This is a genomic window from Halobellus ordinarius, assembly GCF_031823395.1.
In the GTDB taxonomy this organism is placed as follows: Archaea; Halobacteriota; Halobacteria; order Halobacteriales; family Haloferacaceae; genus Haloquadratum; species Haloquadratum ordinarius.
On record NZ_JAVQKJ010000016.1, the window covers coordinates 85,644 to 106,596 of the forward strand.

Consider the following 20,953-nt stretch of genomic DNA (forward strand, 5'->3'; position numbering starts at 1 on the left):
CGCGAGCGTTTCGGCGGGCCGACGACAGCAGCGGTGGAAAACGGTCCCGCTACCGTTTCACGAGAACCGCGGCCAGGACTGCCCCGGCGACGATGAAGGCGCCACTCAGGAGGCCGCCGATTGCCAGCGACCCAAGCCCGGTCCCCGCGGTTCCGGTTCCGCCGGTCGGCGCGGCAGTCGTTTCGGCGGTCGGCGTGCGCGTCGTCGGTGACTGGACGACGAGGGTGCCGACGTCGACGGGATCGTCGCCTCGTGTGGCTCCGGCGTACAGCGAGACGTCGTAATCGGCGGGGGAAAGCGCCGAGTCGAGATCTGTCTCCGCGTGGAGTTCGACCGCGTCGCCGCCGGAAGTGCTGAGGCTGTCGCCGCCGCGTCCCGCCAACGAGGTGTCGACGTAGAGGACCGCCTGACCGTCGCCGTCTTCGTCGCGGACGACCGCTTCAAGCTCGTAGTTCAAGTCGGTTTCGTCGCCGAGCACGACAACGGCCTCGTCGGTGCTGTCGCCCTCACCCTCGAAGGCGATCGGAATCGCGGCGACGCCGCCCCGGTCGACCAGGAAGATGTTCTCGCCGAACGCTACCGGCGCGGCGGGGCCGTCAGTTTGCGTCGGCGTCGTCGTCTGTTCCGGAATCGGCGTGGGCGTGCCGCTCGGGGTCGTTCCCGCACAGTCCCCGCCGCAGGCGACGATTTCGCCCGGAACCTCGGTTTCCGCGGACCCGTTCTCGAATCGGGCCGTCAGCGTAAACGAGTCACCTGCGTCTTGAGAGCCGAAGTCGAAGGCGACGGCCCACGTTCCGTTTTCGGTAACGACCCCGCTCGCGGTTTTGAGAAAGGCGGGCGTCGTCTCACTCGTCGAGCGAACCCGCACCAGTATCTCGGTGCCGGCCGGCGCGGTGGCCGTCCCGCGTACCACCTGCGCAGAGCCGTTTGCGACCGTCAGCTCCTCGCCGTCGTGATCGACAGTCACCGTCGGCTCACCCGCGACCGGCATCGCGAGCACGGCCGGCGCGAGTGTTGCCGAGAGGAGCACCACCGCGAGCAGGAGCGATCCGCTGCGGCTACGCATCCGCCACCTCCGCAGGGCCGAGCAGCGTGGTTGTCGATCCCGGTACGCGATCGTTCAGCGAAGCACTGGAGGGCATACAGGTCCACCGAGGTTCGGGATCGATTAAGAAGGTCCGATTGCTTCGAGAGCCGTTTAACTCTTACAAAGGGTGTCATAGAAGACTTCCCACACCCACACAGGAATCGCTCACTACAGCCCACCTTTTTGCTGCGTCGGGTCGCGCTGCGCGCGACCACTCCTTGTGAAAATCTGGACCAAAAACACCCGACTTCGCCGCCAAAGGCGGCTCCGTTGGTGAACCGCTCGCTCACTACGTTCGCTCGCGGATGCTCAACTCGCACGTTCGTTCTGAGTGGTAATGTAGACTCAACGATGTGAAAAGAACCCTTTCGAATAGTTCTATGACACCCTCTATTGACCGCTAAGACGGTAGGTAAAACCGCATTTCGCGCTCCTACCAGACCCATATACAATTGTGATTTCTCCGGTTCGAGCCGTCCCGGCCCACCTGGCGTTGCTATCTTCAGGAACTGCAAATGGTGTATACGTTGTCTCGAACGGTGACGTTTCCCCTATTGGAATGACTAAGTCCGAACGATTCAGAGATTGCGGACGGTTCGACCCGGTTCCTACTACTCCCGGGTCAAACCCAAGGGCCGAAATGTCGAACGATTCTTGCTGTGGATCAACCGTCGGAATGGGAACGTCACCGGAGATAGCGACAAACCGAACAAGTAGCGGCTTTTCCCTTTGATTCGTGATCTCAAACTGGGCTTGACGTTCTGATCCGACGTCGACAGCAGACGTACGACCGTGCGCGGGCCCCTTCCAGATCCACTCGGTCACCGTCCCACTATAGTAGTCGTTGACTCTGGTGAATCGCTAGACAGCGTCGGCCTCGACCGTCAGAACTAGTGGAATGAAGCGGGAAACCGCCGATGCCTATGTCGAAGATTTCCCGCTTCACGAACAAAGCGGTTCAGTTAGCTAAAAATGCTGTCGGTGGCCGAGGCGAAGTCGCCGCCCCGGAAGGGGGTGGCGGCTTCGCCGACTACGCTGTCGTATCGCTCCATTGTCTTCGAGTTTACTTGGAGAAGTCCTACCGAGAGACGTTAGATCTGCTGAGCGAGATGCCACAAATACTCGGGAAGATCGGCCTTGACGCGGCCGATCTCCCGCATCACTCGACGCTAGTGAAGTGGTTTGACAGGATCAAGACAGCACTCTGGCGAGTGCTGCTGCGCCTCTCGGCGCAGCTGCACGACCCGAGCGGTCACGCCGCAATCGATGCGACGTTTTTCGACCGCGAAAACGCCAGCAAGCACTACTGCCGCCGGACGAATTACCGTGTTCAGACGCTCAAAACAACTGCTCTCGTCGATACAGAAACTCAAGCAATTCTGGATGTTCACTGTACGACCGAGAAACGTCACGACACACAGCTCGGCTGGCAGGTCGCCCGCCGCAACGCGGGCGACCTCGCCAGCCTCGCTGCGGACAAGGGCTACGATTGGATGGAATTACGCGAGAAACTCCGCGAAGAGGGTGTGAGACCGCTGATCAAACATCGTGAGTTCCGGCCCATCGATCACGCGCATAACGCGCGGATCGATGGGCCTCGCTATCGCCAACGAGCGATGTGTGAGACGGTCCTCTCGACGATCAAGCGCACGCTCGGCGACGCCGTGCGTGCGCGATCTTGGTACGGTGAATTTCGTGAACTCGTCCTGATGTGTGCAGTTCACAACATCAAGCAGGCGGTGAAACCGTGAAATCACGCTACGTCTGGCGATTCACCACGGCCTAGTCGTTAGAATTATAGTAGCGTTTGCAAGTCTTCGCTCACACGATCGCACGACAGCGTGCGATCGGATGAGTAATCAGTTGCAAACGCTACTATAATGGGTGCGAATGTACGCATCAAACAGCGGCTTGTATAGGATCGTTGGGCTACGAGTTCCCTGTATCAAGAGATGTTGTAAGCTGTTGCCGGGTTTCGAGCCCGGCCTGGAAGCGACTGATGATCTCCGATTGATGCTCGGGACAGGCGAGGATGTTCACAGCGCCGGTTCCCACCGGAACGGCGGGCTGCTGTAGATTATAGGGAGCGAGATGACAACTCGGACATCCAGTTCCCCCAGCGGGTCGATGCTCAACGAGATCTGCGCTTTCATCGGTCGTATACCCACAGCTAGTGGTAAACTCTTCTCGATGCTCATCACACCCAACCACTGGGATTGTATATTGATCAAGAAGCAAAAACGAGAGGTGCTGCTGATCTGGTGACTGCAGTGCAGCTTCACAGGCAGTACAGGAGACTATGGGCGCACCAGCAAATTCTTCTGACTGAGGAGAAAGAGAGATTCTGGAGTCCATCTGAAGGTTCTGATTAGGGTTCCGTACTCAGCGGGGGTAAGTCATATGGACTGCCAATCAAGGTCATAGACGGACTGGTGTCACTCATCGAATGTTCTTGCTATTGCTGCGGTTGTGTTTACCTGCCGTAAAGGCAGTCACTCGGGAGATTCTTCTACGGATACCGGTTCGCCTTCTTCCATCTGCCATTCAAGTTCAACATCAAATTCGGCCTCGTCCTCGGTGACCTCGTACTCAACTTCCAGTTCAAACCGTTCTGGAACTGCCACTGTGAAGCCGTTGTCTCCGTCAATATCAATTCTCCCATTCTCGACACCAGCAGCGACTTCACGGAGAACTCCCGCAGCGTCTGCTCGACTCATTATCCGCTCTCCTTCACGTTCCGTCTCATCGTCTGCCGATTCCGCTTCGGTCTCGGATTCTTGCTTATCGTTTCCCATACCGGAGAAACAACGACCTTCAATAAAATATCCCGGGCTTCAACCAATTACTTTGACCAGCAACGGTCACCACCGCTAAGGGTACAACTGCTCGCGAACCGTTCAAGTGGCGTTCACAGCGTTTTCGGTCACATTCGTATACACGGCTCCTGCGAGGCAGCCGACTGGGATGGTTATCCACCACGTGAGAATAAACGCGAGTGTGACAAAACGGTCGTGTTTAGTTTGGAGCATTGAGCCAGGTAGCAAATGCTTGGAGCCAATTTTCGGCAGTTTCAGGCTGGCTGAAACAGTTTGAGAAGGAGGATGTTCTGCGCTTAAATTCGCGAAAGATTCGTTCGATGGTGTTCCGATTTCCATTTCGTTCAATTTGAAATCGTAGCCCAACTCTGGCCAGCGCAGTTTGGAAGTGTTGAGCGCCATCGACCAGAAACACGGCAGATTCGACATCGTGTTTCTGGCGAAGTTCTCGGAGAAAGATCTCGGTTAATGCGGTCGTTGTCGTTGAAAATAGGCGAAGATGTAACAGGTCGTTTGTGTCGGGATCAACTGCAGCGTACAGCCAGAATTGCTGATCGTTGATTCGAATCACAGTTTCGTCAACCGCAACGTGATTCGGGTTTCGGCCTTCTGTGGGCTGTAACTCGGCCTTTTGTACCCAATCGTGGATTGCCTTGCGAGATCGCTCGACACCCAACTCTTCGAGGAGAGAGACGGTATTCGACAGCGAGAGACCCGCTAACTGCAGTTGAATACCGAGCTTCGTCGCACGCTCGGGTGTCCGCTGTCGTTCCACAAAATCCAAATCAATCCAGTCTGTACATCCGTTGAGGCGGTTGTTTTTTGGCATAGACCACCACAAGATCACACCGCCTCACTCTTCATCCTTAACTAAACACGACCCTCAGAGGACGAACCTGTATGATCATCCCTGCGTTGCTCGGCTTTCCAGATGCCATCCTCGATATGGGGTATGGCCTCGCGTGATTGGTCGCGCTCGGGATCTCAAACCGGTAGTATCTACTACAGGAAGCCCCTAATCGCTGCCGATGCGTTGGTCCCCTCTTCCACGACTGTTCGTTACCCTCCTTGTACTGATCGGAGGCACGGGTGCCGTCGCGGTGTCGGCCGCGAACCCGGCTGTACAGCTGTCGTCGGTGACGGTGACACCCGACGATCCAAACACCGGCGAACAAGTCACAATCGAGGCGACGATCTCGAACCTAGAAAACAGCGATACGACCGTCGACATCCGGGACCTCTACGTCCGGACCCCGCGGACGACCGACGACTTCGCGCGGGTAGAGGACGTCGGATCGGTCGCTCCGGGCGGTTCCCTCTCAGTACCGATCTCGACGACGTTCGAGAACCCCGGCGAGAAACGGCTCGACCTCAACCTGGTGGTGCAGGACGGTGACGGCGACTACCACTCCTACACCTACCCGGTCTATGTCGACGTGTCCGAACCGACGGTGAAAGCGGACCTGTCGGCGACGACATCGCAAAACGCGTCCGGAACGACCGAGGTCTCGATCACGAACTTCGGCAACACCAACCTCTCCGATGTCGAGATCACCGCCGCCGTCGACGGCGAGGTCCTCGACCGGAACTTCGTGTACGACGTGCCCCCGGAATCCAGCCGGACCACCGCGTTCGACACCGGCGATGTCGGTTCGGACACCATAGAGTTCACCGCGACGTACACCGCTGCGGGCGACAGCCACAACACGTCGCTCACGGTCGACATCGACGAGGAGACGAAGGTTCCCGGCGAGATCCGGCTCACGGCCATCGAGGCCTCGCAGGCCGGCACCGGGGTGACAATCCAGGGTGACGCCGCCAACCTCGGCAGCACCGACGCCGACTCGGTACTGGTCCGGATCGGTGACGCCGACGATGTGCGTCCCGCACACCCGTCGGGCGAGTACTTCGTCGGGGCTGTCGAAGCCAGCGAGTTCGCCACCTTCGAGCTCACCGCACAAACTGACTCGAACGTGTCGTCGGTCCCGGTCGAGATCACGTACATCGTGGATAACGAACGCGTGACGACCACCCAGCGGGTCGACCTGGCGGCCGTCGGCGCGGCGCCCGACGGAGACTCCCCGCCCGGCGATGACGCGGCTGCGCCCAGACCCGACGGTTCTGACGGGCCGCCGCTTCCACTCGTCGGTGGTGTCGTCGTGGTGGCCGGTATCGTGTTCGGCGTCGCGGTCCTCCGATGGCGCAGCCAATGACGGTCATCGCGCTTGAAGACGCCGTCAAGCGGTACCACACCGGCGGAGAGGTGATCGAAGCGCTCGCCGGCGTCGACTTCGAGGCCGACCGCGGCGAGATGGTCACGGTGATAGGCCCCTCCGGCTCCGGGAAGAGCACGATGCTGAACCTGGTCGGGCTGTTGGATACGCCGTCAGAGGGAGCCGTCCGACTCGACGGCCGCGACGTGACCGACTTTTCAGAGGACGAACTCACCGAGGAGCGCCGCTCGGAGATCGGGTTCGTGTTCCAAGCGTTTCACCTGCTGCCGATGCTCACCGCGGTGGAGAACGTGGAACTCCCCTCGATGTGGGACACCACCCGGGACCGCTCGGACCGCGCGGTCGACCTGCTCCGTCGGGTCGGCCTCGGCGACCGGCTCGAACACACCCCAGAGGAACTGTCGGGCGGACAGAAACAGCGAGTCGCCATCGCTCGAGCACTGGTCAACGAGCCCGACATCCTACTGGCTGATGAGCCGACTGGGAACCTGGATCAGGACACCGGCCGGACGATCCTCGACGAACTCACCCGACTCAAAGAGGACGAGAATATCGCTATTGTAGCCGTGACTCACGACGAACAGTTGGTTGAATACGCTGACCGGGTGGTGCGGCTCGTGGACGGGGTGATCCAGTGAGCCGGATCACCGACCTAGTGTGGCGGTTCCCGAGCCTCGGGATGGCGTGGCGCAACCTCGGCCGGAACAGAGTTCGAACCGCTCTTGCAACCCTCGGGATCGTGATCGGAGTCGTCGCCATTGCGTCGCTAGGAATCGCCGGCGTCGCGCTCCAACAGCAGGCGACAACCGATCTCGGTAGCCTCGCCAACGAGGTGACCATCAGATCGGGAGCGGACAGCGATACCGACGGTGTGACCGACGAGCAAGTCGAAGCGATCCGAAGCGTCGTTGCCGACGCCCCTGTCGTCCCCGAGAAAACTAATAGTACGACGTTGTCCTCGCGTGACGGTGAGGAGACGTTCGTGAGTGTGACCGGGGTAACGAATGCCGACGCGCTGTACACTGTCTCCGCCGGCGACTCCCCGGAACGGTTGCGATCCGGTGCGCTCCTCACAAACGGGACCGCGCGGCGGCTAGGGATCGAACTCGGCGATCCAGTGACGTACGACGGGCGGCTCTACCGCGTGCAAGGGATCATCGAGTCCGAGGGCGGGTTCGGCGGCGGGAGCGAACTCGTGGTTCCGATCTCGGCGCTTGACGAGCAGGAACACTACGATTCGGTGACCATCGTCGCCACGGACGGCGACGACGCCCAGGAGATCGTGTCGTCGCTCGAAGCTCGGTTTAACGAGGGTGACGAGGAGGAGCTGTCGTTCACGAATTTCGCGGGCGTCCAGGAGAACGTGAACTCCTTCTTCAACACACTCAACCTCGCGCTTCTCGGGATCGGAGCGATCTCGCTTGTCGTTGCTAGCGTCGCCATCCTCAACGTGATGTTGATGAGTACGATCGAACGTCGCGGGGAGATCGGCGTCCTTCGTGCGGTGGGGATCCGCCGGGGAGAAGTACTCCGGATGATCCTGGCGGAGGCGGCGTTCCTCGGTGTGATCGGTGGCGTGGTCGGAGCCGCGGCCTCGCTCGGCACCGGTCTCGTGATCTTCGAGGTACTCGCGGGCGATCCGACCCTGGTATTCGAGTGGGCCAGTCTTCGGTATCTCGGGTACGGATTCGGGTTCGCTGTGACCGCGAGCGTTTTGAGCGGGCTGTACCCCGCGTGGAAGGCAGCGAACGACCTTCCGGTGGAGGCGCTCAGAGGCTAGGCTAACGTTGAAAACGGCTGAAGAGATCGTCCCGGGATCGGTCACTGTAATCACCGTCCCCCCGTTCTTTCTATGTTACTATGTAGAACACCGCGCAAACATCCACCGTCAGCCGCGCGCGGTCTGGGTGAATCGAAACCTCGTATGTGACTGCTCTGTGGGTCGTGTTAGTGGAGTGTGAAGGAAAGCCTCAAGCCTCGATTACCTGTTAACGAGGCAATTAATCGAACGTATAGCGTCGATATCGTCGAATTGCGTAGTAGTACGCTCCATACGGCACTCCTACCGTCAACAAGAGGTATATCCCGAAGCCCACGAGGAAGACGGGCGTCAAGACGAGATTGCCAGTGACTGCAAACCAGGTCACCAATAGTCCGAGAACCGTGCCCCCACCGACAATAAATAGGTACCCGATCATCACGAGCGTCGATGGAACGACCGTTTCGGTACCCCAGAACTCGCGCTCCTCGTAGATCGGGTACGCTGCACCGATGCCGAGCGCGAACATCGCCGCGGCAAGACAGGTCCCAACCCCGACCCCTGCGAAGGCCAGAGCTCGCAGCACCGATGTTCCGAGACCGACCGACGCAAGCGGAATGAGAACGGCAATCGGGAGACCAACGGCAATGCCGGCGAGCAACCGCCCGCGGACGAGAGCTCGTGGCGAGGTTGTGGTAAGCAACAGGAGCGGTAACTGGGGGCGGTCGTCCCCGAGCGGGTTCAATCCGAAAGTCGCTCCCGCGAGGAACGTCCCGAGACCGACCCCTGTCCCCGCGATGAGAACGCCGATTGCATCACCTGACGACTGAACGACGGTCGTTCCAACCGGACCGATGAAAAAGACGATCATCACAAGGTGGCTTAGTTCCTGTGGGCGTCGACGAGTACGTACAAGAACACTCCACGCGATTCGACCCGCGTTGGTCCACGCGAACGGCAGCGGCGCAGTGAAGCCGCCGTTTGATTTGCGTACCTATAGTAGCGTTTGCAACTGATTGCATATCCGATCGCACGCAGTCGTGCGATCGAGTATGTAAAAACTTGCAAACGCTACTATAGTTCGACGTGTTCCCAGCCGGTGCGTCCGTCAACCAGAGGGTGGATGCCTGTTTGGTGGCGACTGCGAGTCCAATCGGTGTCAATACAACCATCGCACCGAGAACCGCTATCGAACGGATCGACGCCGGGCGTGCGAGTGGGGTTCCGGTGAAGGCGAGTGCAACGTACTCGATGAGCGGGTCGTACGTCGCTACCAAGAGCAGCCACTGTATCCAGCGGTCCGCCTCGACGATATACTGCCCGACGAACTGCGAGGCGACCACGAGCCCTACCATTACGAGAACGCCGCCCACCTTCAGGAGGCGACGCACAACAGGGAGATGTCGGAGGAGTCGCAGGATACCGAGCCCACCAGCGTATCCCCAGACGGCAGCACAGCAGATGAGTGGCAGCGCGACAAGCCCGCCCGTGACGACGAGTGTCGGTGCCTCTAATCCCAGCGCGAACGCGGCGGCAAACGCCCCGAGGGGAAGCCCGAACCACAGGAGAAGCCGTCCGATCTCCGCGGTGATGAGCCCGAGGACCACCGCACGTGGGTGGACTGTCGTCAAGACGAGGGCTTCAGCTTCGATGCTGCCGATCCGTTCCAGTGTTCTGAGCACTGCTAACAGGACAAGCACAACAGGGACAGCGCTCGCAACAGGCCCGAAGAATGGAATCGCAGTGACGGAGCGTGCAGTTCGACCGAGCAGGTACGCGGTCGGGAGTGCAAACAGCAGGCTCCCGCCGAAGAACAACACAGCAATCCCCCAACCCGACAGGTCGACGCGTATTCCCGAGGTACCCTCGGAGGCTCCGAACGAACTCCGCTCGGCCGATTCGGACCCCGTGACGAACGTCGCGTTGCAGACTCATTCTTCCACGGGGGGTGCTCGTGTTTCGTGCTCGCTGGTGACAGCGAGGAACGCATCTTCCAACGATCCGCTCTCACCTGTCTCCGCACGTTCCTGCACCTCTGTGGGTGTCCCCTCTGTAACGAGTCTCCCGTCGAACAACACGCCGACCTCATCGGCAACGGCTTCGACGACAGGGAGGATATGTGTCGAGAGGAACACGGTCGTCCCCCGATCGGCAAAGGCGGTGATGGACTCCCGAATGATGCGGGCCGCGCGTGGATCGAGCCCTGATGTCGGCTCATCGAGGAACAGGACATCCGGATCGTGCAGGACGCTCTGGATGAACGCGGTTTTCTGCTGCATTCCCTTGGAGTACGCTTTGATTCGTTTGTCGGCGTCGTCAATCAAATCAAACCGGTCAAGGTACTCGTCGATTCGTTCGCGGGCGACATCCTGCGGGACATCGCGGAGATCGGCAACGTACTCAAGTTGTTCACGGGCGCTGAAATCCTCGTACAGCGGCGGCGTTTCGGGGAGGTAGCCGGTGTGTGGAGCGAGGGCACGCCGGTCAGCTACGTCGATACGACAGACACGGACAGATCCACTCGTTAGCTGTGTAAGGCCGGTGAGGAGCCGCATCGCCGTCGTTTTTCCCGCGCTCGGGCCGAGAAACTCATAAACGGTTCCTGTGGAGATTGCAAGTGAAAGGCTATCAAGGGCCACCTCGGACCTGTAGGTCTTCCGGAGATCAGTCGTCTGAATGGCGATGTCATCGTTAGTGGAGGGCACAAATCACAGAGAGTGGTTGTCACACTGTTCGCCCAAGCGTTTCGAAACGAGCGAGCGACTATCGTTCGGTGCATAGATCACCAGAGAATCGAGATAGACCCTCTCTTTGCCCCAATTTTCACGAATTCAACCCAAATCAGGAGTCTTAGCACAATGCAACGCAGTAAGAAAAGTTCAACAAAGCCCAGGCAGTAGTTACTTTTGTTATGGTCCAGAATATCGAATGATGACGGCCCTCCAACAGTATGAACCCTCCGCAGTCGACCTTTCCGGAAGCCAATATACTGTCGAGCAGACTGGCCGCGATACGAACTTTCGGCCCGAGTACGAAGCGAGGAACGTTGCTGGCGACACGATCTTTCGTACCACGTACCAGATGTACGAGGAAAAAGACGAGTTCCCGTTCGTCGACGCCGACGGAACTGAGATCTGTCACGTGAAGGCCATCGACACGTGGGACATCGCCGGCGATTATCTCCTCACGGACAGCCGTACCGACGAGGATCTCCTTATCTTCGATAACGACCTCTCGCTGTTGCAAGACACGTGGCGGCTCCGCGACCCCGACGACCGGTCGCTGCTTGCCACGATCTCCTCTCGTGGCGCATTATTCACCCTCGCACGGAAACTCCTGCCGGTCGGTCAAGGCATCGCTCACAAGTACGAGATAGCCGATTCAGAGGGTGGTTCAGTCGGTTCTATCGAGGGCGAGTTCGCTCTATTCGACTTCGATCAGTACGAGATCACGCTCACTGACACGAGTTCAGTCCCGACAGAACCGATCGTGATCGCCGCGATCGTTATCGATGCGATCCAAGGGAACTGAATTCCAAGCACGAGTCCCGGTTCACGAAACGACGCCCTGGACGTACGTGTGTGCGTACGCGCTTGCCCACACGATCGAGAGCAGTTCACCGACACTTGATGAGATCACACGTAGAGCGGGTTGCATCAGAGTCAGTTCCGTACCCACTTCGGGAAGAATTGTTGGGAGATAGAGACTGAGTGCACTACCAGTTGCGATTACGACGATGAGCAGGAACTTCCCGCGGTAGTTCGTCGTGATACGCCAGCTAACCCACAGTGATTCGATGGGGCCGTACTGCCCGATGACACAGGCTTCTGGTGCGAACCAGAACTTGAAGAGGAGAAAGAGAAACGGCACGGCGAAGACGATCCCACCGACTGCCGCCGCGACGGGGAAACTAACCAGCTCCACTGGCGTACCCGGGATAACGCCGACCAGAACGAAGAGTGGCAGGGACACGAAGAACGGAATCGTCATCACGGAAAACACGACGAGAAGGACGACGCCGACTAACGCCGGCGTTCGAGCGATGCTTCGATGTAGCCCCTCACGTATCGTGACGGGGTTGTCGGTCAGTTCTCCGGCCACGATCGTTCCCACGTAGGCACGAATTGAGATGATGAATGCGAACGCCGTCACAGCTTCGACCACGCCGACTGCGGGCGTCGGGAGCACAGTGACGGCATCCGTTTCGAGGAGCCGGTTGGAGAGGATGATCACGCCTGTGAAGGCGACGATCGATGGGTAGGATCGAAACAGGTGAACAGACCAGACGAGTGCGTCAAGAACGGTCCGATTAGTGGTGGTCGTCTCGATGTTTCGACATTCGAGACAGCCACATCCATCGATGTCGTCTCGGGCTCTGATCGTCGGGGCCACGTCGAACGTGATTATGTCGTCGATTGTCGAAGCCTTTCGGGTCGCTGAGTCGGTGTGTTCGCTCATTCGCCTGTAACGAATTGTGAGATGGACTCGCCGGCGGCAAGCAGAATCGATGGAGGGCCAAGCAGAGACGCGAAGGATTTGAACGCGCGTTTGAGACTCGGTCGGTCATCCTCGGTGCCAAGGAAGAGCAGCGTCGGATCTTCAGAGACGACGAACACACTCATTTCGCGTCCTTTCTCCGAATAGCACGTGTCGGTGACCTCGATCACGCCAGCCGATTCGAGGTTCGACAGGTGATAGTGAACGTTCTGTATGCTCTGATCGAGTTGCTCAGCGATCCGTGCCGGCGTCGCCGGCGTCTCGTTGAGCAGCCGGAATATCTCGTAGGCAGTCTCCGACGACAGCGCTTCGATCACGTCTCTCGTCGCATCGTCGTCGAGGCTCAGGACAGCAGGGTTATCACTTCGTTCGACCGCCGCGTCCGTTTGGGTCGGAAGGAGTCGTGGCATAGGTGTGTTGAATGGGTTGATGAGTCGTGGGATCTGTTCTGATTAGTGGTAGTTCGAAATCATTGTACGTAGTTGTTAGTGAGTAACTATGCTGATTCCGTGGTGATGGGTGAGATAGCGATTAAGCGCAAGTAGTACGCCGTGTACACCGTATAGAAGTACGCGAAGCCAACCGCCGACAGGACGACTCCAATCGGGAGTAGAACGGCGATCGGAATACCGAGATCGACCGGTAATACGTCAGCGGGAGCGGCGTCTGTCAGTGTCAATTGGAGCAGGTACTCGGGGATGAGGAAGGCGTTCAACAAGACGAGCCACGCCAGCGAGAAGCCGGCCACGCTTTTGAGATTTGAGCGGACGAGCCCAACACTTCTGCGGAACGCATCCGTAACGCCCTGGTCTTCGATGACGATCGCGGCATCGTAAAACTGGACGAACAGTATGACGGCGAGGATGGACAGCAGCCAGAGGAGGAGAGAGACGACACCCGCGGCGAAAGCGGCCATCTCGTGAATCGCACCGAGTGCCATCGATCCGATTCCGAGGATGAACCCGACGAGTCCGAGTCCGATGGCAGTTCCGAGGACGATAAGCACGAACAACACAGTGCCGAGAAGAAGTCGGAGATAATGCGTCCGCGCGGCAGTGACGAACTGGGAGACCGACGCGTCTGTCCCTTCGACCGCGGCACGGGCAGTTCCGAGGAAGCCACCGAGTACGAGCGGGAAAACGACCAGCCACGCAAGTGATGCGCCTGCCGAAACCAACGGTGAGTCAATCAGGTGCTCGACGTACTGGAGTTGGCTTCCACCCCCGACGAGGAGGCCGGCGACGAGCAGGATCGGATTTGCTCGGAGGGCAGTGTATCCGTCTTTGAATGCGGAGACGAGGACCATTGTGTCTACGACTTACTGCTGTCACGTATTAGAACGACTGGAGTATCAAAACCAGATTTAAGCAATATTAGGGCTTGTATTGGCTATTCTCTCCGAGGAGAATGCTTCCTCAGTCCACCAGTGCCGCTGTCAGCGCCCGGAGCTGTTCCCATCCTTCAAGCGGATTGCTGCGGGCAACCGTCGACGTGCGCCCTCGAGTGCCGTCGCAAGGGCAGTCGAGGCGTTCTCGAAGACGCCAGCTCCGTGTCCGACGAGGATCCTGTTTGGGGAGAGGCCATCGAACACGGCTCGGGGAGGAAAGAATCGACACAGGAGGTACATCCCGAGTTGCTCTTCACCGACTGTGAACAACGGTGTAGTCCCGAGTACGTCGGGGACGTAGAGCGTCTCGTCGGATTTGCGGTACGCAACCGCTTCGGACCAGCCCGGAAACGGGCGGCACCGACGCAGTTCGAATCCGGAAGTGCCGACCGTCTCCGTCTCCGAGTCGGTCGGAGAATCGAGTTTGGATACTGCGCGGGAAAGCCACGAGGGGCAGTACACCGGTACGTCGTGACGCGCGGCGAACCTGTCGGCGTCACGGACGTGATAGTTCGAACAGACGAGAACGCCGCGCACGTCGCCAAGTGCCGAGAGTTCCTCGTCGATCCCCGGCACGTCGAGCGGGTCGATCACCCACACGCCACCGTCCGCGCCGACGACGGCGTGACTCGTCCGGCGACCAGTCTCGTTCGGGCGTGCGAGCCATCCGATCCCGCCGTCCCACCGATCGACGGCCTCGTACTCCGACGGGGGCCGCCGGTCGTAGATCGGCATCGTCAGTTCTCAGGAAAGACCGTATCCGGATCCCGACCTTCGAACGGACCAACTTGGTTACCCGTCGTCGCGTAGCGGTACAGCGCGGTCCGGACGACCGCGGATGCCGTCTGCGACCCCACGATGGAAGCGACGACGATCCCGCCGCCACCGACGAGCGCGCCCACGGCGACCACGCCATCGAGAACGAAGTACCCAGCCGCCCCCAGCGCAATGCCGGGGAGCGCAACGATCAAGAAGACGAAGCTCACGCCGAGCGTGGCGGAGACGCTTTCACCCCACGTGTCTCGGAAGTGCGACCCGCTCCGACGGAGTTGCCGACGCAGGCTCCGTCGCTCGTCGAGGACGATGACCGGCACGATGAAAAACGTCAGGAGCGCCCACGCGAGATCGAAGACCACTCGCGTCAGGCTCCCGACCACACCGAATTTCTCGTCGAGGATGTACAAGACCGTGCCGAGCGTCGCGGCGGTACCTGCCCACAGAGCGATCTGCCGGCGAGCGCGCCACGCCGCGGCGAGACCACCCCGAACCGATGTCGAGTTTCCCTCGAATAGCTGGGCCGCACAGTGTACCACGGCAGCGTTGAAAAACGTCGCTACGCTCGACGAGATCGCAATCGCACAGAACAACGCACTGTACTTGTAGAGATCATTGAGGAGAAGCGACGCGACGAGCCCCTGCTCGAAGACGATCACTCCCAGGATGGCGAAGGCACTCCCGACTGCAAGGAGGCTCAGGGCCGGAAGGATCAGCAGCGTCGGTCGCTGAGTGAAGATACGGAGACTGTCACGGGTGATCTCGAAGCCGCGTTGGTATTTCGAGGTCATCCTGAACGGTCTCCGGGTGACTGGTCACGAGTGGATCGGGCGCCGTTGCGTGCCGAACGTGCTACGGTACCGCCAGTCGCTCGGCGTCCGCTACTCCCCATAAGCAGAGTCAGGTTCTTTTGTCGTGTGATGGAGGGCATACGATCTTGATTCGGTCAGCGGATATAAATAAATCTGGGAGAATGAAAACTGTGTGTGAACTACCGACTCGTTCCTCATCCGGGTGTTCGACTCGCTACGCTATGATTTTAGTGCGTGTTGCGGGAACACGCAAATATGGCTGCCCTCCAAACGACGCCACCTTCGGTCAGTGCTGCGATTGCTGCGCTCGTGGGGATCGCAATCGCCGGAGGTTTGCTCGGCGCTATCGGTAGCGTTGTCGTTCGCCGGCTCAGAAATCCCGTGGGGAAGTACCGGCTGTTGTATGCCGCTGTCCTCTTCCCGTACACACTGCTCGCCTACGCCGTGTTCGCCCTCACCGGAGTCGGTGCTGCCTTCCTCACGGCGCTGCCCGCCGCTCCGGACCTTGTGACCGGGATTCTCACGGATTTCGTCACATTTCTCGCAGCCGGCAGTGTCTGGATCATCTCGTATCTCCCGACAGTTCGGGGCATCCGCGACGTGCGTGACGTTGATCTCGCCACCGGTACGTCGATCTGGAAGATGACGCGGTACGTTATCGGGTTAAGTGCGCTTCTCTCTGTGGTACTCATCCCCCTGCAAGTGGGCTCGATCGAGTCCTCACCGCTCGCCCTCGCTATCGGACTCGCAGCGCTCGTGCTCGGGATGCTATACGCCGCACCCTGGCTCATCACAGTCCTTCGCTCGACATCGACACCGACGGGAGGCACTGCTGATCGAGTGGAGAGGCTCTGTGATCGCGCCAGTCTCAACGTTCGAGACGTGCGGATCCTCGACACCGAGAGCGAAGAGACGGCGAACACGCTCGTCCGCGGGCCACCGAATTACCGGCGTCTCTTCGTTACGAGCACGTTTCTCGACACCTTCGACGACGAGACCGCCACCGCGTTGCTGGCGATCGAGGCGGGGCAACTTCGAACCCACGTCTTCGAGGTCAGAGTCGGGACGGTCCTCGTGGCTGGTATCTCCCTAATCGCGTCCGTCATCGGTATCGGCCCACGATGGCCGTTACTCGGCCTCGCACTGGGAGTGATTCTCGTCGGCTTTTGGCTCGTTCGACGACGGGTCCGCGCAGCTGACGAGTACGCCGCTGATCAGGTCGGGAGAATGGCAACTGCTGACGCGCTCACCGAGTACGCCGATCTACACTCGCTCGAACCAACACGACGCCGATTTCCGAACCCTCTCTCTATCAAGGTAGCTTTTGGAGATCGAATCGATCGACTTCGAACAGCAAACAATCTGTGAATTATACGAAATACAGGAGAAAACCCACGGCTTTACAGTAGTTGCTGAAGTGGGAGAGAATCGATTATCGTCGCTGTCGTTGGTTCGATATGGTCGAGACAGCCGAGGCTCAACAGGTGAGTCGGGCAGCGTCGTCGCTGTTGTTTTCCGAACTTGAGTTCGGTATCGCTGCGAACGGGACATATCCGAGCGAGGACTTTCAGCGAGTCCTCGCTCGGACTGCCCTCGACAACGAGTTTGCCAATGCTGGCGCGAAAGCGTATCAGCTCGCTCGCGGTGCTGAGGTAGACGTTGGAACAGAGTCACGGAATCCGTTGGCACGAGCACTCTTGTACCATTTGCGTGGACTTGACGCGGACGCGGTCGACGACCAGTTCGACCGCGTCCGTGAGGGTGTGCTGAACGAAGCTGCTCGCAACCGACTGTTCACGCGGCCCGTCGATGTTGCCATTGATATTCACGACTGGCTCTACTACGGCGACAGCAAAACACCGCACGTCGCTCGGACTGATCCCGACCGAGGAACCGTCTGTGCCTACAAATTCGCCACAATCTGTATCGTTGACCCGAGTGTCCGATTCACGTTAGGTTGGGTGGCTCTAGATGGTGGCAAGACCGACGAGTTGGCGGACGCGCTCCGCCAACTCGTCTCCCAAGCGCGGAAATTCGTCGAAAATCAACCGTGTCTATCCTGATCGTGGCTTCTCCCGCGTCCATCTTGCGTTAGCTCTGGAAGAACTCAACGTCGAGTTCGTCGTGCGTGCACCACAGACGCGGAAAGTACAGCGGTGCATCGCCGACCACGACGAAGACACATTCGTCACGGACTACGAGATGGCACGGTCGAATCCACCGACGGGCCGGACGACAGTCCGGCTCGTCGTGGTGCCACATCGCTCCCGTGAGGATGATCATTTCTGCCTGGTCACTAACCGCGACGTCACAGGTGACGTCGCTCAGCCGCTTGCAGAAGCCTACCGCCATCGTTGGGGAATAGAAACGTCCTCCCGAAAAATCACGGAATTTCTCCCGAAAACGTCGTCACCGACGTTCTCTGTTCGAGTATTCTATTTCTTGTTTGCCGTGGCACTCTACAATCTCTGGGTGTTGACGAATCTGTTGCTCACACCGGATCGGGCGGTCGGGAGCACTCCCGTCCTCCCGACCGCCCTGTTCCGAGAGCTTCTCGGCCCAATTCCGAACGGGTAACGCCACATTCGGCGGCTGACTCGGACGAACTGCCCGAGTCAGTACGCCTCTGGCCACTGGCAAGACTCCCAGAACATCTCTCGGCAACGGTTCTTGGCCGGCAGACAGCAGTATATCTCTTCTCGTGATCGAGACAATCCTGGGAGGTGGTGATACTCATCTATCGACGAGTGTTCTCGTAGGCGAATCAGCAACTACTGTTAAGCTCGAATCGTTCAGTTCAGTCTCTTCACGGGCAGTCAAGGGAATACATTGACTTATCCCCAAGACAGTGCACGTAGCTGACGGTCAGTCTCGTAATTATTATCTGGCTTAGAACTTAAGAACCGGGCTTCGTATTGACCTGTATGGACTGGGGTTTCAGAATTCGGAAAGATGTTCCATCTTGGGTACAGAAACTCGTATTGATTGGTGCGATCCTGCTGATCGCCGGTCTCCAATATTTCAATCTTATATAACTGTTAAGATCTCAATCAACAGATTTCACACCTATTCTGTCGATTCGCTCAATGCAGCCCACCTTTTTGCTGCGTCGGGTCGCGCTGCGCGCGACCACTCCTTGCAAAAATCTGGACCAAAAAGTGACCGACTCCGCCGCCTTCGGCGGCTTCGTCGGTGAACCGCTCGCTCACTACGTTCGCTCGCGGATGCTCAACTCGCAAGCGCATTCTGATAGGTGATTCAGACTCAACGGCGTGAAAAGAACCTTGCGAATAGTTCTATGACACCCTCAAAGACTATCTTACCGAGGGCGATGGCGTGAAGATCGTAATGTTTGCGATGGATATTGATACGACTGAGCATCTCCATAACGAGCTTAGTGAGCACACCGACAATGCGTATGTGGTTCACAGTCAAGTCACATCTTCAAATACGAAGAAAGACCGTATCGTGAACCGACGTATTCAGAAGTTTGGGGACGCGAATCACGGCGTATTAATCGCACCAAAGCTATTAGATGAGGGGACTGACGTGCCAGACGCAGAGGTTAGAATAGAGACGTCTGAACGGCACAAGTGTTCTCGCACGGTACCCATCCGTGCCGTCCGACAACGACAATATGGGTATCCCGAGCGGGAAGCTCACTCCGCATCAGGGGCGAACTGGTCATCCAGGAATCCCCGGATATGGTCGGTTACACGCTCCTGACCAGTGGTCGAGAGGAAGTGCCGTTCGCCAGCCAGAGTGATACACTCCACGAGTGCTGGTAACGTCTGCTCGACACGCGGGCGAATTCGACTCACCGGGAAGAACGGGTCCCGTTCGCTCAAGATGACCAAGGTCGGCGTGTTGAACACCGCCAGGTCTGCCGGGTCGTCCGGACCGGGAAATGAAGCCTGAAGATCTCCCGTCCGGAGTGCTTGCCCGACAGTCTCGATGACGACGTTGTCGACGGTTTCTATCGGATCGCTGAACATCGGGGCCAAGGCACGGGTCAATAGCCCTCGTCGTGGGAGGACCCGATACGCCAGCGACAGAACGACGATTCGGGCGAGAGCCCACGAGAGGGGAGTGCCGAAACCTGCGGGAGCGACCAATACGGCTGCAGTGATTCGGTCGGGAGCGTGGACTGCCGCTTCCAAGAGAATTCCCCCACCGTGAGAGACCCCGACCATTGCTGCGCGATCGATTCCGAGCCCATCGAGCACGTCGACGACCCACGGACCGTACTCGTCGGGTTCGTGCGGGTCGCTCCAGCCAGGTTGTCCGGGCGTATCCGGCGCGATGAGGTAGTACTCGCTGGAAAGTTCCTGAACCCACGCGAGGGTCACCGGATTCGTGACGTTGCCGCCCTGGAACACCACCACTGGCGGTGCAGTTACATCCCCAGCAGTCAGGACGTGCGTTCGGCCTGCCCTGGTCTCGACCCACCGGTCGGTAATGGGGATGTCGAGGAGTGCGCTGATGGCGTTGTCGTAGAGGTCTCCGAACCGAGACACGCTAGCAGGCCGAATACCGCCGTCGACCGCGCCAGCAGTTGGCCTGGAGACCTCCGTGTTGTCGGTAGCGATCGGTTCGCGACCGGAGCGGGATCGTGTATTCATACCAGAGATACGTCGAGTGACGCGATATAGTTGCGTGGCCAGTAGTACGCACAGTGACCTGTCCACCTCGATCAAGGCTGTAGCCGCGCTACGTGAACGCATAAATCACTACTAGTTTATCTTCTCTGCCACCGTCTTAGAAGTCGATATGTCCTCAGAAGCCGTTTTGACAGATGTAGAGCAGTCACTCGTCGCCACCGTCACGACCGAGACGGTCCCTGGCCACGAGATCGTGGAGGTGCTCGGTATCGCCCGGGGTAACACCGTCCGAGCACGGAACGTGGGACGCGATTTCACCCAGGGGATTCGGAATCTCGCTGGTGGCGAACTCAAGGCCTACTCGACGTTGCTCTCTGATGCCCGGGATCAGGCGATCGAGCGGATGGAAGCAGACGCAATCGAGATGGGAGCGGACGCCGTGGTGAACGTTCGGATGGAGACGTCCGAGGTCACCCAGGGTGCGTCGGAAGTAATCGCCTACGGCACGGCTGTCAAACTCGCCTAAGAGGCTGCTGTCGCTCGAAGAGACGCTGACTACCGCCTCAATAGAGGTTGCAAATACCTCAGCCTACGATCCATATATATTGAGCGCCCCGGCCTTAACTTAAGATGAACTTATGAATCTGCGGTTGACGGGCCACTCAGCCTCCTTCCGGAGCAGCATCTTTGTCAGCGGCACCAGAAAAGGTGGTGTTAGAATCTCAAAATGACTGCGGCTGCCGGTGAATCCCCGGGTGAGGACCAGACAGAGGAGGTCCTGATCGCGGAGTACGGGATGTCACCGGAATTGCGTTGGCGGTCATCATAGCTAGATCGGCATTCTAACCGGGTTGAGAATCACTGCTCCGTGAATCGCCTCGGGGTCAAGCCCCGAGGCTTCCCGTTTCTACGACGTGACTTGCAGACACAGATTCGAAGTGAGTCGTGTCCGTAGCGGTCACAGTCTCCACGGGCGTGTCTTCGGG

The 20,953-nt window shown here is 58.9% G+C and carries 19 protein-coding genes and 2 pseudogenes; 10 read left to right on the forward strand and 11 right to left on the reverse strand.

The features are described from left to right. Positions 1 to 49: 49 nt before the first annotated feature. The gene (locus RJT48_RS19410; protein ID WP_311174013.1) at positions 50 to 1,066 is read right to left on the reverse strand and encodes a BGTF surface domain-containing protein; all 1,017 of its coding nucleotides are present in this window, start codon (positions 1,064 to 1,066) and stop codon (positions 50 to 52) included. A 944-nt stretch (positions 1,067 to 2,010) separates the two neighbouring features. Between RJT48_RS19410 and RJT48_RS19415 the strand changes: the two genes are divergently transcribed. Further along, positions 2,011 to 2,838 (forward strand): IS5 family transposase, encoded by an 828-nt coding sequence (locus RJT48_RS19415; RefSeq protein WP_311174014.1) that lies wholly within the window; start codon positions 2,011 to 2,013, stop codon positions 2,836 to 2,838. 741 nt (positions 2,839 to 3,579) lie between these two features. On the opposite strand, the gene RJT48_RS19420 is transcribed toward RJT48_RS19415, so the two are convergent. Together RJT48_RS19420 and RJT48_RS19425 are read right to left on the reverse strand one after the other, a co-directional pair. After that, a complete protein-coding gene (locus RJT48_RS19420; RefSeq protein ID WP_311174015.1) occupies positions 3,580 to 3,882 on the reverse strand; it encodes an amphi-Trp domain-containing protein in 303 nt (100 codons plus the stop codon). Between the two features lie 220 nt (positions 3,883 to 4,102). Continuing rightward, positions 4,103 to 4,732, reverse strand: a complete 630-nt coding sequence (locus RJT48_RS19425; RefSeq protein ID WP_311174016.1) for an IS6 family transposase — start codon at positions 4,730 to 4,732, stop codon at positions 4,103 to 4,105. 199 nt (positions 4,733 to 4,931) lie between these two features. Here RJT48_RS19425 and RJT48_RS19430 point away from each other — a divergent pair, with 199 nt between their 5' ends. From RJT48_RS19430 to RJT48_RS19440, 3 genes are read left to right on the forward strand one after another with little or no spacing between them, the layout of a single operon-like run. Beyond that, positions 4,932 to 6,116, forward strand: a complete 1,185-nt coding sequence (locus RJT48_RS19430; RefSeq protein ID WP_311174017.1) for a COG1361 family protein — start codon at positions 4,932 to 4,934, stop codon at positions 6,114 to 6,116. Beyond that, positions 6,113 to 6,775, forward strand: a complete 663-nt coding sequence (locus tag RJT48_RS19435; protein WP_311174030.1) for an ABC transporter ATP-binding protein — start codon at positions 6,113 to 6,115, stop codon at positions 6,773 to 6,775. The genes RJT48_RS19430 and RJT48_RS19435 overlap by 4 nt, the downstream gene beginning before the upstream one ends. Before the next feature lie 41 nt (positions 6,776 to 6,816). After that, the gene (locus RJT48_RS19440; protein ID WP_311174031.1) at positions 6,817 to 7,917 is read left to right on the forward strand and encodes an ABC transporter permease; all 1,101 of its coding nucleotides are present in this window, start codon (positions 6,817 to 6,819) and stop codon (positions 7,915 to 7,917) included. Between the two features lie 220 nt (positions 7,918 to 8,137). Here RJT48_RS19440 and RJT48_RS19445 read toward each other — a convergent pair. Then, positions 8,138 to 9,831 (reverse strand): annotated as a pseudogene (locus RJT48_RS19445) (hypothetical protein). Further along, positions 9,828 to 10,601: an ABC transporter ATP-binding protein gene (locus RJT48_RS19450; protein WP_311174018.1), complete on the reverse strand. Its 774-nt coding sequence runs from the start codon at positions 10,599 to 10,601 to the stop codon at positions 9,828 to 9,830. Before RJT48_RS19450 ends, RJT48_RS19445 begins: the two are co-directional and overlap by 4 nt. A 226-nt stretch (positions 10,602 to 10,827) precedes the next feature. Here RJT48_RS19450 and RJT48_RS19455 point away from each other — a divergent pair, with 226 nt between their 5' ends. Beyond that, positions 10,828 to 11,427, forward strand: a complete 600-nt coding sequence (locus RJT48_RS19455) for an LURP-one-related family protein (RefSeq protein WP_311174019.1) — start codon at positions 10,828 to 10,830, stop codon at positions 11,425 to 11,427. 21 nt (positions 11,428 to 11,448) lie between these two features. Here RJT48_RS19455 and RJT48_RS19460 read toward each other — a convergent pair whose 3' ends face one another. The 5 genes from RJT48_RS19460 to RJT48_RS19480 form a co-directional block, all read right to left on the reverse strand. Further along, positions 11,449 to 12,354 carry a DUF7847 domain-containing protein gene (locus RJT48_RS19460; RefSeq protein WP_311174020.1) on the reverse strand — a complete coding sequence of 302 codons (906 nt, stop codon included), beginning with the start codon at positions 12,352 to 12,354 and terminating at the stop codon, positions 11,449 to 11,451. Then, positions 12,351 to 12,803 (reverse strand): ArsR/SmtB family transcription factor, encoded by a 453-nt coding sequence (locus RJT48_RS19465; protein ID WP_311174021.1) that lies wholly within the window; start codon positions 12,801 to 12,803, stop codon positions 12,351 to 12,353. The genes RJT48_RS19460 and RJT48_RS19465 overlap by 4 nt, the downstream gene beginning before the upstream one ends. Positions 12,804 to 12,889: 86 nt before the next feature. Continuing rightward, complete coding sequence (locus RJT48_RS19470) at positions 12,890 to 13,699, reverse strand: DUF7847 domain-containing protein (RefSeq protein WP_311174022.1); 810 nt, start codon at positions 13,697 to 13,699, stop codon at positions 12,890 to 12,892. A 129-nt stretch (positions 13,700 to 13,828) separates the two neighbouring features. Beyond that, entirely contained in the window at positions 13,829 to 14,515 is a 687-nt protein-coding gene (locus RJT48_RS19475) for an MBL fold metallo-hydrolase (RefSeq protein WP_311174023.1), read from the reverse strand. Positions 14,516 to 14,517: 2 nt separating this feature from the next. After that, positions 14,518 to 15,345, reverse strand: a complete 828-nt coding sequence (locus RJT48_RS19480; RefSeq protein WP_311174024.1) for a DUF6159 family protein — start codon at positions 15,343 to 15,345, stop codon at positions 14,518 to 14,520. Positions 15,346 to 15,621: 276 nt separating this feature from the next. Between RJT48_RS19480 and RJT48_RS19485 the strand changes: the two genes are divergently transcribed. From RJT48_RS19485 to RJT48_RS20685, 4 genes and pseudogenes are all read left to right on the forward strand, one after another. Continuing rightward, a complete protein-coding gene (locus RJT48_RS19485; protein WP_311174025.1) occupies positions 15,622 to 16,734 on the forward strand; it encodes a peptidase in 1,113 nt (370 codons plus the stop codon). An 89-nt stretch (positions 16,735 to 16,823) separates the two neighbouring features. Then, positions 16,824 to 17,429, forward strand: a complete 606-nt coding sequence (locus RJT48_RS19490) for a hypothetical protein (RefSeq protein WP_311174026.1) — start codon at positions 16,824 to 16,826, stop codon at positions 17,427 to 17,429. Beyond that, positions 17,338 to 17,943: a transposase gene (locus tag RJT48_RS20680; RefSeq protein ID WP_345784770.1), complete on the forward strand. Its 606-nt coding sequence runs from the start codon at positions 17,338 to 17,340 to the stop codon at positions 17,941 to 17,943. Before RJT48_RS19490 ends, RJT48_RS20680 begins: the two co-directional genes overlap by 92 nt. Positions 17,944 to 18,678: 735 nt before the next feature. After that, positions 18,679 to 19,092, forward strand: a pseudogene (locus RJT48_RS20685) (hypothetical protein); the annotation flags it as partial. On the opposite strand, the gene RJT48_RS19500 reads toward RJT48_RS20685, so the two are convergent. Then, the gene (locus tag RJT48_RS19500; protein WP_311174028.1) at positions 19,026 to 19,988 is read right to left on the reverse strand and encodes an alpha/beta fold hydrolase; all 963 of its coding nucleotides are present in this window, start codon (positions 19,986 to 19,988) and stop codon (positions 19,026 to 19,028) included. The pseudogene RJT48_RS20685 and the gene RJT48_RS19500 overlap by 67 nt on opposite strands. Before the next feature lie 148 nt (positions 19,989 to 20,136). On the opposite strand from RJT48_RS19500, the gene RJT48_RS19505 reads away from it, so the two are divergent. Beyond that, the gene (locus RJT48_RS19505; RefSeq protein ID WP_311174029.1) at positions 20,137 to 20,493 is read left to right on the forward strand and encodes a YbjQ family protein; all 357 of its coding nucleotides are present in this window, start codon (positions 20,137 to 20,139) and stop codon (positions 20,491 to 20,493) included. Positions 20,494 to 20,953: the final 460 nt, after the last annotated feature.

Excerpts from the sequence above, each read along its gene's own strand:
- RJT48_RS19460 (WP_311174020.1), bottom strand. The coding sequence starts at position 12,354 with ATGAGCGAACACACCGACTCAGCGACCCGAAAGGCTTCGACAATCGAC.
- RJT48_RS19505 (WP_311174029.1), top strand. The coding sequence starts at position 20,137 with ATGTCCTCAGAAGCCGTTTTGACAGATGTAGAGCAGTCACTCGTCGCC.
- RJT48_RS19465 (WP_311174021.1), bottom strand. The coding sequence starts at position 12,803 with ATGCCACGACTCCTTCCGACCCAAACGGACGCGGCGGTCGAACGAAGT.
- RJT48_RS19435 (WP_311174030.1), top strand. The coding sequence starts at position 6,113 with ATGACGGTCATCGCGCTTGAAGACGCCGTCAAGCGGTACCACACCGGC.
- RJT48_RS19410 (WP_311174013.1), bottom strand. The coding sequence starts at position 1,066 with ATGCGTAGCCGCAGCGGATCGCTCCTGCTCGCGGTGGTGCTCCTCTCG.
- RJT48_RS19420 (WP_311174015.1), bottom strand. The coding sequence starts at position 3,882 with ATGGGAAACGATAAGCAAGAATCCGAGACCGAAGCGGAATCGGCAGAC.
- RJT48_RS19475 (WP_311174023.1), bottom strand. The coding sequence starts at position 14,515 with ATGCCGATCTACGACCGGCGGCCCCCGTCGGAGTACGAGGCCGTCGAT.
- RJT48_RS19440 (WP_311174031.1), top strand. The coding sequence starts at position 6,817 with ATGGCGTGGCGCAACCTCGGCCGGAACAGAGTTCGAACCGCTCTTGCA.
- RJT48_RS20680 (WP_345784770.1), top strand. The coding sequence starts at position 17,338 with ATGGTGGCAAGACCGACGAGTTGGCGGACGCGCTCCGCCAACTCGTCT.
- RJT48_RS19425 (WP_311174016.1), bottom strand. The coding sequence starts at position 4,732 with ATGCCAAAAAACAACCGCCTCAACGGATGTACAGACTGGATTGATTTG.
- RJT48_RS19485 (WP_311174025.1), top strand. The coding sequence starts at position 15,622 with ATGGCTGCCCTCCAAACGACGCCACCTTCGGTCAGTGCTGCGATTGCT.
- RJT48_RS19500 (WP_311174028.1), bottom strand. The coding sequence starts at position 19,988 with ATGAATACACGATCCCGCTCCGGTCGCGAACCGATCGCTACCGACAAC.
- RJT48_RS19430 (WP_311174017.1), top strand. The coding sequence starts at position 4,932 with ATGCGTTGGTCCCCTCTTCCACGACTGTTCGTTACCCTCCTTGTACTG.
- RJT48_RS19470 (WP_311174022.1), bottom strand. The coding sequence starts at position 13,699 with ATGGTCCTCGTCTCCGCATTCAAAGACGGATACACTGCCCTCCGAGCA.
- RJT48_RS19480 (WP_311174024.1), bottom strand. The coding sequence starts at position 15,345 with ATGACCTCGAAATACCAACGCGGCTTCGAGATCACCCGTGACAGTCTC.
- RJT48_RS19490 (WP_311174026.1), top strand. The coding sequence starts at position 16,824 with ATGGTCGAGACAGCCGAGGCTCAACAGGTGAGTCGGGCAGCGTCGTCG.
- RJT48_RS19455 (WP_311174019.1), top strand. The coding sequence starts at position 10,828 with ATGACGGCCCTCCAACAGTATGAACCCTCCGCAGTCGACCTTTCCGGA.
- RJT48_RS19415 (WP_311174014.1), top strand. The coding sequence starts at position 2,011 with ATGTCGAAGATTTCCCGCTTCACGAACAAAGCGGTTCAGTTAGCTAAA.